The 14,487-nt window shown below is 41.7% G+C and carries 16 protein-coding genes; 5 read left to right on the top strand and 11 right to left on the bottom strand.

From position 1 onward, the window contains the following. Positions 1–62: 62 nt before the first annotated feature. From EHLA_RS02130 to EHLA_RS02115, 4 genes are read left to right on the top strand one after another with little or no spacing between them, the layout of a single operon-like run. The gene (locus tag EHLA_RS02130) at positions 63–794 is read left to right on the top strand and encodes an ABC transporter ATP-binding protein (RefSeq protein ID WP_096239149.1); all 732 of its coding nucleotides are present in this window, start codon (positions 63–65) and stop codon (positions 792–794) included. After that, positions 791–1,522 carry an ABC transporter permease gene (locus EHLA_RS02125; protein WP_096239148.1) on the top strand — a complete coding sequence of 244 codons (732 nt, stop codon included), beginning with the start codon at positions 791–793 and terminating at the stop codon, positions 1,520–1,522. The genes EHLA_RS02130 and EHLA_RS02125 overlap by 4 nt, the downstream gene beginning before the upstream one ends. 11 nt (positions 1,523–1,533) lie before the next feature. Further along, on the top strand, positions 1,534–1,971 hold the full coding sequence (locus EHLA_RS02120; RefSeq protein WP_096239147.1) for a LytTR family DNA-binding domain-containing protein: 438 nt from the start codon (positions 1,534–1,536) through the stop codon (positions 1,969–1,971). Continuing rightward, complete coding sequence (locus EHLA_RS02115; RefSeq protein ID WP_096239146.1) at positions 1,968–2,408, top strand: DUF3021 domain-containing protein; 441 nt, start codon at positions 1,968–1,970, stop codon at positions 2,406–2,408. Before EHLA_RS02120 ends, EHLA_RS02115 begins: the two co-directional genes overlap by 4 nt. A 57-nt stretch (positions 2,409–2,465) precedes the next feature. Here the strand turns inward: EHLA_RS02115 and EHLA_RS02110 are convergent, their stop codons facing one another. The 10 genes from EHLA_RS02110 to EHLA_RS02065 form a co-directional block, all read right to left on the bottom strand. After that, positions 2,466–3,257 (bottom strand): ABC transporter permease subunit, encoded by a 792-nt coding sequence (locus EHLA_RS02110; protein WP_096239145.1) that lies wholly within the window; start codon positions 3,255–3,257, stop codon positions 2,466–2,468. Further along, complete coding sequence (locus tag EHLA_RS02105) at positions 3,254–4,135, bottom strand: ABC transporter ATP-binding protein (RefSeq protein WP_096239144.1); 882 nt, start codon at positions 4,133–4,135, stop codon at positions 3,254–3,256. The genes EHLA_RS02110 and EHLA_RS02105 overlap by 4 nt, the downstream gene beginning before the upstream one ends. A 5-nt stretch (positions 4,136–4,140) precedes the next feature. Beyond that, complete coding sequence (locus EHLA_RS02100; protein WP_096239143.1) at positions 4,141–4,752, bottom strand: TetR/AcrR family transcriptional regulator; 612 nt, start codon at positions 4,750–4,752, stop codon at positions 4,141–4,143. A 140-nt stretch (positions 4,753–4,892) separates the two neighbouring features. Next, positions 4,893–5,663, bottom strand: coding sequence for an ABC transporter permease subunit (locus EHLA_RS02095; RefSeq protein WP_096239142.1), 771 nt, complete (start codon positions 5,661–5,663; stop codon positions 4,893–4,895). Then, the gene (locus EHLA_RS02090) at positions 5,660–6,559 is read right to left on the bottom strand and encodes an ABC transporter ATP-binding protein (RefSeq protein WP_096239141.1); all 900 of its coding nucleotides are present in this window, start codon (positions 6,557–6,559) and stop codon (positions 5,660–5,662) included. The genes EHLA_RS02095 and EHLA_RS02090 overlap by 4 nt, the downstream gene beginning before the upstream one ends. Beyond that, the gene (locus EHLA_RS02085) at positions 6,559–6,762 is read right to left on the bottom strand and encodes a PLDc N-terminal domain-containing protein (RefSeq protein WP_096239140.1); all 204 of its coding nucleotides are present in this window, start codon (positions 6,760–6,762) and stop codon (positions 6,559–6,561) included. The genes EHLA_RS02090 and EHLA_RS02085 overlap by 1 nt, the downstream gene beginning before the upstream one ends. Beyond that, complete coding sequence (locus EHLA_RS02080; RefSeq protein ID WP_096239139.1) at positions 6,755–7,486, bottom strand: MerR family transcriptional regulator; 732 nt, start codon at positions 7,484–7,486, stop codon at positions 6,755–6,757. Before EHLA_RS02080 ends, EHLA_RS02085 begins: the two co-directional genes overlap by 8 nt. 159 nt (positions 7,487–7,645) lie before the next feature. Beyond that, positions 7,646–7,894, bottom strand: coding sequence for a DUF6061 family protein (locus tag EHLA_RS02075; RefSeq protein WP_096239138.1), 249 nt, complete (start codon positions 7,892–7,894; stop codon positions 7,646–7,648). A gap of 24 nt (positions 7,895–7,918) precedes the next feature. Beyond that, on the bottom strand, positions 7,919–9,874 hold the full coding sequence (locus tag EHLA_RS02070; protein ID WP_096239137.1) for a recombinase family protein: 1,956 nt from the start codon (positions 9,872–9,874) through the stop codon (positions 7,919–7,921). A 10-nt stretch (positions 9,875–9,884) separates the two neighbouring features. Further along, complete coding sequence (locus EHLA_RS02065) at positions 9,885–12,845, bottom strand: TOTE conflict system archaeo-eukaryotic primase domain-containing protein (RefSeq protein WP_096241527.1); 2,961 nt, start codon at positions 12,843–12,845, stop codon at positions 9,885–9,887. A gap of 273 nt (positions 12,846–13,118) precedes the next feature. Between EHLA_RS02065 and EHLA_RS02060 the strand changes: the two genes are divergently transcribed. Next, on the top strand, positions 13,119–14,057 hold the full coding sequence (locus tag EHLA_RS02060) for an Abi family protein (RefSeq protein WP_242970650.1): 939 nt from the start codon (positions 13,119–13,121) through the stop codon (positions 14,055–14,057). A 34-nt stretch (positions 14,058–14,091) separates the two neighbouring features. Here EHLA_RS02060 and EHLA_RS16390 read toward each other — a convergent pair whose 3' ends face one another. Further along, the gene (locus EHLA_RS16390; protein ID WP_173854254.1) at positions 14,092–14,247 is read right to left on the bottom strand and encodes a hypothetical protein; all 156 of its coding nucleotides are present in this window, start codon (positions 14,245–14,247) and stop codon (positions 14,092–14,094) included. Positions 14,248–14,487 lie beyond the last annotated feature (240 nt).

The following is a 14,487-nucleotide window of genomic DNA, read 5'->3' as shown; positions in this document are numbered from 1 at the left end:
TTCTCCATTTTGATTTGCTATGATAGTACTGGCAAATAAAATCAAAATGGAGGATATCACAAATGCAAGCAATTAAAACCATGGAACTTGTCAAGCAGTATAAAACCCTGACTGCCGTGGACAGGCTCTATTTAGATATTCAGCAGGGAGAATTGTTTTCTCTACTGGGTGTAAACGGCGCAGGAAAGACCACAACTATTAAAATGCTCTCCTGTCTGACAAAGCCCACGGGCGGAGATGCCCTCGTAGGGGGCTATAGCATTACAAAGGAGCCTGAACAGGTAAAGCGGCTGATTGGCGTATCTCCGCAGGAAACGGCTGTTGCTCCTAACCTCTCCGTGAAAGAAAATCTGGAACTGATCTGCGGCATCCACAGTTTTTCAAAAGGTAAAACGGAAGAAAAGATTCGAGAACTTTCCGGGCAATTCGCTTTGGATACCGTTTTGAAAAGAAAAGCTGGTAAGTTATCCGGCGGTTGGCAACGCAGAGTCAGCATTGCCATGGCTCTGATCAGCGAACCGCAAATCCTGTTTCTGGACGAACCTACCCTTGGTTTGGATGTCATTGCAAGGCACGAGCTTTGGGAAACAATTCGTTCACTTAAAGGCAAGATAACCATCATTCTGACAACGCATTACATGGAAGAAGCAGAGGCTCTTTCTGACCGCATCGGCATTATGAAAAGCGGAAAACTTCTTGCGGTAGGAACAGTAGAAGAACTGAACGCATTAGCAGGAACAAATGATTTTGAAACAGCGTTCGTTTCTATTGTGAAGGAGGATACTGTGGTATGAGAATGATGACATTTGCCAAAAGATGTTCAAAAGAGATTTTGCGTGATCCGATCAACCTTGGTTTCGGTCTGGGATTCCCTTTGGTTTTGCTGGTTCTGCTTAGTGCGATACAGGCTAATATCCCGGTAAGCCTGTTTGAAATCGACACACTGACTCCGGGCATTACCGTATTCGGGCTGTCGTTTATGACTCTGTTTTCCGCAACACTAATCGCAAAAGACCGGGAAAGCGCCCTCTTGCAGAGGTTGTATACTACTCCGCTTACGGGATTTGACTTTATCATGGGATATATGCTCCCGCTATTACCTATTGCTATCGGACAGGTTCTGATCTGCTATCTGTTTGCGATTCCGTTGGGGCTGACTGTCAGCGTAAATATCGTGTACGCTGTCATTGGCATCATCCCTATGGCTGTTTTCAATATTTCTTTGGGACTTTTTTGCGGCAGCGTTTTTGGAGTGAAACAGGTTGGCGGTATCTGTGGGGCATTGCTGACCAATCTCTCTGCATGGCTTTCCGGTGTGTGGTTTGATCTGGAGCTTGTGGGAGGGGCATTTGAGAAAATTGCCAATGCGCTGCCCTTTATGCACGCAGCCGAATTGGAAAAAGCACTATTCAGCGGTAATTTTGAACTTGCAGCAACGCACATTCTACCCGTTTTGCTGTATGGTGTATTGATAACAGTTATTGCCGTATTCTGCTTTCTTAGGCAAATGAAAAAACAGTAAGGATTGAGGAGATGAAATATAAGCTCATTATCGATAAAAACGCAGAAGAAGAAATTATAGCAGTCGTTCATGCACCTTCTTCTCTGACACAGCAAATCGAGAATCTTGTTTGTAGCTATTCCGGTGAGGACTACATTATGGGATACAGGGATGACGAGATGCGGAAACTGGCATTTTCAGAAATCGAATGTATTACCATTCTGAACAGAAAAGTAATTGCCATTGATATAGGTGGTAACCACTTTTCACTCAAGGACAGGCTTCGTGACTTGGAAGGTATCCTACCCTCTTACTTTATCCGCATTAACAAATCTACCCTTGCCAATGAACACCGTATTCTGCGATTTGATGCGGTGTTCAGCGGCGGTGTGGATGCCGTATTTCAATGTGGCTATAGGGAATATGTTTCCAGACGCTGCTTTGCGGAAATCAGAAGGAGGTATGAATGAATATGAAAAAGTTTGTTTTGGAGTTTTTGCGCCGAGGGTTTGCAGCTTGCGGCATGGGTCCCATCATTTTAGCGATACTCTATCTGATTTTGCAACAGACCGCTGCCGTAGAGACTCTAACCGTAAATCAGGTCTGCATTGGAATCTTTTCAATAACCGCACTTGCTTTTATTGCAGGAGGTATGAACGCCATTTATCAAATTGAACGGTTGCCCTTGATGGTGGCAATTTTGATTCACGGCAGCGTTTTATATATCAGCTATCTCGTCACTTATTTGCTTAACGATTGGCTGGATTGGGGTGTAATGTCCATCGTAGTTTTCTCGGCTATTTTTCTTGTGGGCTATATCGTGATATGGGCGCTCATTTATTCAATAACCAAAAACAGAACAGAAAGGCTCAATGAAGCGCTAAAGCAGAAACAACAGAATCCATAAATCAGAAAAACCGCTGCAACTTCCATCCGACAAGGGATGAAAATTGCAGCGGTTTCTTTATGCGGAATGAATATCTTTTCGGGTGTATTTCCAATAGGCAGCAACAATTCCCACCGTCCCGAATATAAGACCAATTGCAATTAAAGTACCATCTAAATACCCGTTGCTCACAATGTCAGCGCCCTCACAATATCCGAAAGGTGTTATGTATTTCAAGAACTCCGCAACTTCGGCGATGTTGGCGACCAGGTTCATAAAATACATCATCACCGCAATGCCAAGTCCCACGCCAGTGCTTCCTTTGCGTAGAAATGCAGAGATACCAAAGCAAATGCCCGCCAATTCAATTTGAAGCAGATAGTAAGCAAGATGCAACAGATTTATTTCTTCCCAGGGAATCTCCTCCCCGATTATAACCATGGAGCCGACGGAAATGGCATAAATAATTAGATTCAACGCTGTTATTTGAATCAGAACAGCAATCAGTTTTTCCGTAATGATTTTGACACGGCTGACAGGATGGGTCAGAAGAAATTCGGCAGTCCGCTCCTTCTCCTCTTTACTGAGAATGCCTACGGCACAAAGCGCAGCATAAAATGCACCGCCAAGTCCCAGCACATTTCCGCACTCAATGGCATAGAAGCCGACCAGTGTGCCGAAATTCAGGCGATCCATACCAAAGGCCGCAGTAAAAGAACCCATAGAGGCAAATACATCACTGATGCCATCCATTTCCCCTTTCATTTCCGGGAACAAAAACACGCAAACTGCAAGCAGCATGGCGATTGCCGCTGTCCATATCAAAAAGGAATTTTTTCCTTGCTTTAATTCGTGCTTTACAATCGTCATACTCTATCACCGTCCTTTTCATAATAATGCAGGAAGATTTCCTCCAGATCAGGCTCCGAAATATGGATGTCCAAGATGTTTCCGTCCGAAAGCTGCCGAAGCAATTGGTTTATATCGCCGCCGAATAGGAAGCTGGTGATTCCGTCTACCGTAACCTGATCCCGAATCCCGGTCAAATCCGTCAGGTCAACAGTTCCCCGCAGAGACACTCGCTTGGCATTTGTTTTTGCCAAAGTATCCACACTGTCGCAAGCAATTATTCTGCCTTCCCGAATAATGGCGGCACGGGAGCAATTATGCTGTACTTCGGATAGAATATGGCTGGAAAGAAATACGGTTGTTCCCTGACTGCTGCGCTCCCGGATGATTTCAAAAAATTCACGCTGCATAAGCGGATCAAGACCACCGGTGGGTTCATCCAAAATCAAAAGTTCCGGACGATGCTGCAAAGCACAGATGATGGCGACTTTCTTTCGATTGCCAAAGGATAATTCGTCCACCTTTCGGTTTCTATCCAACTGCAAACGCCCACAGAGGGATTTGCTTTCGGCTGCACAATTCTTTTTGCGCAGGTCGGCAGATAATTTCAAGATGTCCTTTACCTTCATGCCGGGATAAAAAATCGCTTCTGACGGAAGATACCCAACCTTCTGCAAAACAGCTTCTTTATTCTTTACCGTGTCCATACCGAAAATCTGAGCACTGCCTTTTGTGGGGGATACCAGTCCCAGCAGGGTACGAATGGTGGTAGATTTTCCCGCACCATTTGGCCCGATAAAACCGAACACTTCGCCCTGCTCCACAGACAGATTCAGTTCCAAAACACCTCTGGATTTCCCGTAATATTTGGTTAAATTCTCCGTTTTAATTGCTTCCATGATTTTTACTCCTTACGCAGATAGATGCTTTTCCAAAAGGCCAACAGTTTTGTGAAATCCTTTTCCATTTTCTCTATATCCACATTGCCTTGCTGCACCATTTCCCAAAGATAACCCTCCGAAGCCCAATACATTTCCCGATACATCATAGGAATATCCAGTCCTGGTATAAATTGAGAGGGATCGAGGTTCAGGCGTGTTTTATCCGCTTTCAGATTGAAATACCTGTGATAGCTCTCCTGAATAGCTGCACTGATTCCTGCATCCTTTTCGTAAAATGCCTTGATTGTGAAGTTGCCCATATCCGGGTACAAGCGGATGATTTCCATTTTTGCCCGCATACCTCGTTCCATGCTTTCAAACAGCTCCGTCTGTCCGTAGCATCCATATCTGGTCAGAAATTCAATTGTCGTTTCGGCGCATTTGTCCCACAGGAACAAGTACAACTCCTTCTTGTTGTGAAAATAATGGAACAGCAGAGATTTGCTGATTCCCGCCTCGGCAGCAATCTCACTCATAGGACTGTTTTTGTACGAATTTTGTGAAAATACCCGGTAGCCCGCATTGATGATAGCTTGCTGCTTCTCTGGCGGCAGGGTATAAAAGCGTTCATTCATCGTGTCACCTCCATAAACCGTTTCGGTCAAGCATATTCTAAATCCGTTGACCGATTTTGAGAAGACTGCTTGTAGAAATTTCGAAAATTTCCAAAATCCCAGCAAAGGAATAAAGGCACCGCCGAAGCGATGCCTTTAGCTCATAAATACTTCTTATTAAAGACAGGAAAGCTGATTGCCAAACAGACCACACTCAAAAGAACGGTGATGTAAATTGCCGTAACATATGACCGTGCCTCCACCGTTCCGTAAATGAGGGAATTTCCGTCCATCAACAGAGTAGGAAGATATTCCTTTGCTTTCGGGATTAGGCCAATCAAATACGATACCAGAACTGTACAGCCTGTTCCGGCAAGCACACCCGTGTTTGAGTTGGACAACGTGGAAAACAGCACGGTCAAAGCTACCACCAATGATCCGAACAGCCACCAGCAAATGACAGAAAAAAATAAATTCTGCGCTATGGAATTATCCCAGAAATAAGTGTTGTAGCCAAAGGTGATAGTGAAGCAGAACCAATAACAAACTGTCCAGAACAGAGTCAAAATGATTGCTTTGGAAATCACTACCTTATGCCGGTCGAGTCCTTTTGTCAGAGCAAGCACCAAAGTGCCTGACTGATATTCTTTCGTAAAGATGCTGCTTTCAAGCAATATAAATGCAATCAGTCCCATCGGAGCATTTTTGAAGAACTGCACCCATGAATCCATTGCGCTTACCGTAACAGCCGTAACCGTCATACCGCTTGCTTCAAGAGAATCCGCCATCATTTCAATCAGCCAAGGCGTCAGTTTTGCAACAGCAGGATTCATGATACCAAGCAAAATGAAGATTATGACAAGAATCAACAGTCGCCCTGATCGCACCTGTTCCATCCATTCTTTTTTCATAAAGGCAAGTAAAGATTTCATTTCTCCACCACCTCCATAAACAAAGTTTCAAGTGTAGGTTCAACCCGTTCTATTTTCAGCAGACGGATACGATTATCCGTAACAAAGCGCAGTATGTCAAACAGGGTGTGATCGTTCTCACGGAAAGAGGCTGTATTCATGCCGGATTTTTTCAGTCCCGCAAATACGTTCATAAGCAGTTTCAGTTCTTCCTCGTTTCCTGTTTCAAGAACATACTCCTCTGTACGGTATTGGGATTTTATATCTGACAGTTTCCCCTGGATGTTCACTACACCGTCATTTAAAAATGCCACATCGGTGCAGATGCGCTCCACATCAGACAGAATGTGTGTGGAGAATAAGACGGTCGTCTGTTCTCTAACTGCCATCAGAATATCCAGTATTTCTTTTCGTCCCACAGGATCAAGGGCAGAGGTGGGTTCATCGCAGATGAGCAGCTTCGGACGGTTTAAGAGTGCCTGGGCAATTCCAAGCCGTTGTTTCATACCTCTGGAAAAACCTTTGATTCGATGTTTTTCATTGCCAAGCCCAACAAGTTTCAGAAGCTCATTGCTTCTGCTTTTGATTTCAATTCTGCTCATTCCGGTGATCTCACCGCAAAAAGAGAGATATTCCGGTGCTGTCATAAATGGATAGAATTCCGGTACATCGGGTAGATAACCAATGTGTCTGTTTGTTGCCGTCTGTCCATAAACAACCTTTTCTCCTGATACCAATATCTCGCCGCCATCTGCTTTGAGAAGTCCAAGTATCGTTTTCATGGTGGTTGTCTTACCAGCTCCGTTTTTACCAATAAACCCGAAAACGCTGTATTCGGGAACAGACAGATCGAGCCCCTTCAGAACCGATTTGTCCCCGAAGCGTTTCTGAAGATTTGTTATTGCCAGCATGTCCATTACGCATCCTCCTTGCCGAGCAGGAAGTACATGATAGGCCCGACAAAGTTCATCAACACGATGGTAATGATGAGCCACAGCGTGCGATTGCCTCGTTTATAATTCTTGTGGGTCAAGATGTGATGCAGAGTATAGCCGAGCAATGCAAATTCTGCAATGACCAACGGGATCAAAAATGGGAGAAATTCCATAATCTTATCCATTCTCTTTCTCCTTTCCGTAGGTTTCCACACAGAAGCCGTGATAACCGCAACAGGTACAGGTCAGTTTACGGAGTGTCGGCGTGTGTCTTGCCCAAAACGCTTCCTTGAAGTTTGGCTTAAATACCTCGTGGCACTGCGGACAGATATATACTACCCGTTTGAAATAGAAGTTTGATACCCATACGGCATAGGGAATTGCCACAAACCAGTACGCAGCAAACGGCCACCAAATTCCCATAGTGATCCACAGAACAATCGATGTCCACTGGATAATGCCAAGCGGAATTCCGGTTATGAGCAGAATGGCATGGAGCTTTTGCATATTCTTTTTGTTTTCCATCGCATAAGCTATATCACCGATAGATTCAACAGAGAAATTATCAATGCCTCTTAGCTCTTTTTTGATGCCATCAAGTATAGCAAGTTTTTCTTGCCGTTCGCTTACTTCCTCACGAAGCGCCTGTTCCTGCTGTTCCAGCAAAACAGATATGACACTGCCTGGATCATCTTCGGACAGCAACTCGCCAATGTTGTTAATAGATATTCCGGCATCTCGTAAAAAACAAATGATCTTCATTCGCTTCAGATCCTGTTCGGAATAAAGCCGCCTACCACCCTCCGACAGCTCGCTGGGAACGAGAATGTTCCTCGAATCGTAATACTGCACTGTCCGAACAGATACGCCACAAAGCTTTGCAATTTCTCCTGTTGTGTATTTTGACATAGCTTTCACCTCCTTACGCCGCTTATTTTACAACATTACGCAGCGTCACAAGCAAGACCTTACGCAGGGGGATTTTTCTGAATATTAACTTTTTGTTCATATTCGGGTCTATCACAGATTTTAAGCCGCCCATAGGCTGAGCTATAGGCGGCTCCTAAATCAACTGTCCAAACTTCTGTATTCAGTTACAGTTTTCAAATATACTTCAGGCTCGCCGTTCAGTATCAAGTCAGCATATCCAATCGGGTCATTGTAGATTAGATAGTCCAGTTCTGACCGCTGATACATGTTGTCAGCAATCTCGTTCTCCACAGCGATAGTGTCAATCGCTATCATACTTCCATCAGCAAATTTCAGTTCCACACAGGCAGTATCCATGTTAAACTCACAAGAAATCAATCTATCCATAAGAAACCTCCATTCTGCGGGATGTTAGATCATCCCAAAATATTTGAACGCTTCTCGGATTGCTTTCTCTTTTTCCGGCGGACACTGGGGCTGTCTGGAATCCTCGGATTTTGGCAGGTTATAGTTTTTTCCTACCTCAATCCCACATTTCCGCTTAATCTGTGAGATATAGAGGTTGGACACCTTTAATCCGGTATGCTCCAACACATACTCCTTGATCTGCGGATAGGTAGCTCCATCTTGGAACTCCGACATATCCATATCTTCCAAAGAGAACTCAACCCGAATCTTTCTCGAGTCGACCTCACCCTTGGAAAGCAAGACAACCGTCTCGACGGTACTTTCATTGTCCCAACTAAGTTCTTCTGTTTCCGCACCATTAAAATACACTGGGAAACGGAACTTAATGTGCTTTAGGAATCTGCCATCCGGCTGCTCCTGCTCATAAATGTCCACCTGCTCTACAAAACTGCTTAAAAACTCTTTTTTCTCCAAGTCGGTGAACTTATCATACAGTTTATCAAAATACAGTAAGAATTGGTAGACGTTATCTTCCGAAATCTTCTTTTGTTTGATGTTCAGTAATCGGTTCTTTACCTCACTGATACTGTTCTCCACTCCCTCAATTTCATCATAGAGACGGTACAATCTTGTCTCCATATCCTGATATTTTTTCTCATAAAATCGATCTGTAATATCCAGACTGTCCATCTGCTGTCCGAGCCTGTTCTTTGCTCCGGTCAGCTGCCGGTGCTGTTTCTCCAGTTCTTCAATTTCCTTTTCCACTTCCGACGTGTCAATCCTTGCACCGATCTTCTTTATAATTGCCTCCTCAAATTTGGGATTCTGCACAAGTTTCCGGATTACTTCCTCTACCGCATCATTCACCCTATCTTCACTCCATTGTTTGCGGTAGCTGCAATTATGCCCATCCACCAGCCTTCGATGCTTGCAGGCATAATAAAAATAGTCCTTATATGCCGTACCGTCTTTTCTCTTTTTTCGATTGACATTCCCATACATTCCGCTGCCACAAAGAGGGCATTTCAAAATGCCGGATAAGATATGTTCATGTTCCAGACTGTGTGTCTTTTCATAGGATATTCCTGTTTTCTGACGTTTCTGATGTGCCAGTTCCCAATCCTCTTCTGAAATGATACCTTCATGGATGCCATCGTTCAGCATATACTCTTCCTGCTTCACAATCCGATATTCATTTCTTGTTCCGGGGACTTTTTCATTCTTTCTACGACCAAATGCCAGTTTACCACAATAGATCGGATTATCCAGAACACCTTTGATAAATGAAGTTGCAAAAGCATCCAGCGTATTATTCTGTCTCTTTTTCTTTTTATATCCATGTTGGTTCAGCCATGACGCAATCGCACTCATTCCCATATTGGTATGGATAAATTTATCAAAGATCAATCGAATTACCTCTGCTTCGTCCTCTGCAATCTGAAGTTCTCCGTTTACCAGTTTGTAACCATAGGGAGCAAAGCCACCGTTCCATTTTCCTTCTCTGGCCTTCTGCTTCCGTCCTTCCATAGTCTGCACCAGAATATTTTCACGTTCAATTTCTGCTACCGCTGACAAAACAGAAATCATCAACTTTCCACTGTCTTTGGAACTGTCAATGCCATCCTCCACACAGATCAGATTCACTCCAAAATCCTGCATCCGCTGCAATGAATTCAAAACATCTGCCGCATTACGCCCAAAACGGGAAAGCTTAAATACAAGCACAAACTGTACATCGTCCTTACCATCTTCAATATTGTCCAACATCCGCTGAAATTCCGGTCTGCCTTCTACGCTTTTACCGGATTTTCCTTCATCTGCAAATTCCTGTACAATCTCCATATTCTGATACTCAGCATACTTTCTCAGTTTATCTCTCTGTGCATCCAGGCTGTAACCATCCACCTGCATGGTGGTGGAGACACGGATATAGATATAGCATTTTGTCTTTTTTTTCATAAGTATCTCCTTATTTTTCTGATAAATATCTCAGTGCAATTTCCAACAATTCCGCTGCAACCTGATGATTCCTGATACGCATTAAATTATCCCAAACATCTACTTTTCCAAGAAGATTCATGCCACCATGCCATACTAATTCATCATCAATAACAGCAAACCGTTCTTCTACTTCTGTTTTTGTTACTACATTCATTCCTACCAGCTGCATTGTTCTGATTAACTCATGGCATACATCCGAACTTCCATAAACAATCTCTTCCGGATCTGTTGTGATGATAGTTACCTTTACGCCTGCTTCCTGTCTTCCCTTCATCAGGAATAAGAATCGCTCAATCTTGTCCTGTCTGATATCCGGGCTGGAAATTACCACCATTTTTTCTGCCTCCACTATATCCTGCTCAAACTTTTCAGTGTAATTTCCGGAATCGAATATTGCATTTATCATCTGTTTAGACTGCAACTCTCCCGTCCATATTGAAAATCCTGTCTTTTTGTATGTTCTTAACCTTTTTGCATACATCTTATCAAAGAAGCGGACATGAGAATCAATATAATCATACACATAAACAGCTTCTTTTCCGGGATGATCTCTATTCAGTCTTCCCACATACTGTTCAAGACGCCCCTCAAAAGACACAGGAGCTGCAAGCATTAATACATCCAGTCTTGGAAAGTCAAACCCTTCTCCTATCTTCTGACCGGTTGCAACTAGAATAAGCGTTTCATTTTCAGGAACCTGCTTTAACCTTACTCGTATTTCTGCATTTTCCTTATCGGAGTTATCACCATATAGAAGAAATACATGATCTGCTTCCTCTTTCAAAGCATCAAATAAAAATTTTGCATGCTCCTTAAACTTTGTCAAAATTACCGGGGTCTGTTTTCTTGTAACACAAGTTATCACATCGTTTACAATCATCTCATTACGTACCCGACTGGTACTAATCAGACTATATGCCTTATTGATATCATCCTTGCTTTCTGCATTATCGACTACTCTTGTATATCTCGGGACAAAATAATGTCCGATTCCCTGCTCTTGCGCCCTCTCCAACGCAGTAAACCTGTGTCTCAGTGGACCCAGCAACATATAAATGATCCTGTCAAGGCTGTCACCACGTTTTGGTGTAGCTGAAACACCATACACATACTTTGCATTAATTTTCTGTAATAATTCCATGGATGTATTGGAAGCTGCGTGATGGCATTCATCCATGATTACCATTCCATAAGAACTAATCCGTTCATTAAACTTTCCCCTGCTATACATAGAACCAACCATTGCAACATCTATGATACCTGTTAACGTATTTTTACTGCCGTGCAAAATTCCTATCACACTGTCTCGCTTTTTCTTTCTTCCTGTTTTTGTTTCATATTCCGGTGGTTCTTCTTTTATTTCCAAAAACTTATTCAATTCATCGACCCACTGATTCAGTAAGTCTTTACTTTGTAACAGGATAAGCGTATTTACTTTTCGCTCCGCAATAAGATAACTACATACTACCGTCTTACCAAATGCAGTTGCTGCACTCAGAACCCCATTTGAATGTGACAGTAATTTTTCTGCCGCCAGTTCCTGCTGTGTTCGCAAATCTCCCTTAAAAGATACTCGGATTGGATGTCCTGTTTCTCTCTGATCAGAAACATCAATAGAAATCCCTGCCTTTTCACATTCTTCAATTAATTTTTCTCTCAGTCCCCTCGGGACCTGTATGTACCCATCTATATCTTTTCCTAAATACACAGCACTAAAATTGTAGTAATTTGAATATCCAAGCCTTTTATTTTTATAAAATTCCGGATTATCAAATGCTGCCAGACTACGAATCTGATTTTGTATTCTTGGCATAAGGTTCAAAGTATCAATATAAACTCCATTACCCAATACCATGTGCAGCTTGCCTACAACATCAGCTTTAGAAAACTCGCACTTCTTTTTCCATGGTTTGGGTCTGGCGTTTTTTTCAATATTAGCAAGCATTCCTCTGGCTTCTGCTAATTCTCCCTGCCATTTTGCCATGTATTGTTCAATATCTTCTATGCCCAGCTTCTCCGTTTTATTAAAAAGAACATCCCATTGATCCGGATATGCATTCCAATTTTCATCTACAAAAGCACTATTTCCATTCTTAAGTGCCTGTCCCTGTAACGGTAATGCAATCAAATTACCTATACTGCTTGTCACATCCTGTGAAGGATACATTCTGTCATAATAATGAAAAGATTTCAGATTAATGGAAGTTGAACCTTTATCCAACAAGAGAAATCCGAAATTTCTTGCCGTTGCCGCTGGTATTGCCTTTTTAAAGAAAATCCATACATGTGCTCCTTTCCCGGAGCGGGATCTCTCAACTAAAGGTCTGATACCATTAAGCTCACACATTTTTCTAAGAGCATCCACTTCTTTATGCCACTCATTATCCGTATTGGCAAAATCGGTAGCTTCCGCTCCTTTTTCATGGTTATCAAAATCAAATACAATAAATCTGCATGTACCATTTGGCAATAGAGGATATACACCGATTACATCTGAACCATCCTCTTTAAATCCCAACAAATGAGCAATTATTTTTTTAACATCCAGCCTTGTCCATTTGGTATTTTCACACTCATCACAAAATACCTTCTCTTTACGTTGCTTAGGGCAAAGCCTGTCATTCCAACGATTATCACATTGGGGAAAATAACCACCGTTCTTACCTCGTCTGGCATATACATCTTCTCTTCCCCAAAACATCGAAAAGAAACGAATTGCCATCTCTTCTGTAATAAACGAAGGATTCACAATACGTTCCCCCTGATCCGGGTCATACTCTTCTGCATTTTCTATTTTTTCTTCGAAAGGATTTACCTCATCATATGGAATACTTGCTTTCTTCAATTTATCTTTTAATAATCTGTTCTCATATTCAAGTATCCTGACCATCTTTCTCAACGAATCCACATCGTATGCTTCTATGTTCACCTCTGTCACCTGCAATTCTTATTTCTTCACAATACTATTCCGCGTCTTGTGTCCCAACCATATTTTATCATTTGTTCCAACTGTATTCAATATTTGTTTCCGAATATTTAACGCTTATATGAATAAACTAATACTACCACTAAAAAACAGATTGACTTTCAGAAATCGATCCTGTATAGTATTTTTAGTGGTTGTGCTACGGATGCTCGAGGGGCCCGTAGCCGGAGGAGCTCATGCGTGGGCTCCTTTTTTACTATATAGGAGTGATATATTATGGAGAAAAAATTTCTTACATACGATCAGCAAATTGAAAAATTGCAGAATGAAAAACAATTAACAATTTCAGATGTTCCAACTGCCATCCATACGCTAGAACATATCAGCTACTATTCTTTGATTGGCGGATACAAAAATCTGTTCAAACATAAACCTTCCGGAAAATACCTATATGGTGTTACATTTGAAGAAATTGTTGCATTTTATTATTTTGATGAAGAGTTACGGACTTTATTTTTAAAGTATATTCTTCATGTAGAACGACATCTGAAATCTTTGATTTCCTATCACTTCTGTGAAAAATTTGGTGAAAATCAGGCAGAATATTTAAACCTTGAAAATTTTAATTCTGCAAAGAAAAACCAAAAAGCAGTCAATCGTCTGATTCATTCTATGCAAAACTGTATTTCGATACCTTCCCATTATAATTACATTTCCCATTATTCCAAGGTATATGGTAATGTTCCACTTTGGGTTGCAATGAATGCTGTTACATTTGGACAACTTTCTGCCTTTTATCAATATATGCCAAACGATGTCCAAGTAAAAGTCAGTAAACATTTCCCAGGCTATACAGAAAAACAATTGCATCAATTTATCACTATTATTGCAAAGTGCCGGAATGTATGTGCTCATGGAGAACGATTATATGATTTTCGAACTCAAGATACAATCCCTGATACACTCCTACACCAAAAGCTTTCTATTCCGTTGAAAAAGGGGAGTTATACGCTTGGTAAACACGATTTATTTGCTGTAGTTCTTTCACTAAGATATCTCATCAACAATGATGATTTTAAATCTTTTAAACGTTCTCTTAGCCAATTAATCAAGCGAGTACTTAAGCAGTGCCCACATTTAACACAGGCACAACTATTAAAACAAATGGGATTCCCTGAAAATTGGGAAAAGATTTGCAGATATAAATTATATTAAAATCATATAAAACGGCAGCCCTGCGATTTCCATCTCAGCAAGCTGCCGCTTCTTTTTCATTTTCTTCTGTTTTCTCCTGTCCATTGTTTTTCTTTTCTTCCTCCAGTTCCCGGAGCAGCTCTTCGCCGTATTTATCTAACATCCGCACAAGAAAATCAATGCACCGTTCAAATTCTACATTCTGTTTCACAAGCTTCTCCTTCCCTGTTTTTTATTCTGTGGTCATTCTACAGGAAAGCTATTAGATTCTCATTGAACAGAAATTGAGTACAGATTGACTGTTTCCCTGTTACTTTTGTTCACAATATTGAAATACTATTGTACAGAACATACGTTTGTGCTATGATAAAAAAATCTAGTACCAGATAGAAACAGAAATGATATAAAAAGGTGGGATTGCGATTGGATCGATGCGATTTTAGCTCTATAA

Origin of the sequence: Anaerobutyricum hallii (genome assembly GCF_900209925.1) — a bacterium.
Lineage (GTDB): Bacteria > Bacillota > Clostridia > Lachnospirales > Lachnospiraceae > Anaerobutyricum > Anaerobutyricum soehngenii.
The sequence above is the reverse complement of the archived record's forward strand: the minus strand, read 5'-3'. Positions and strand labels throughout refer to the sequence as shown.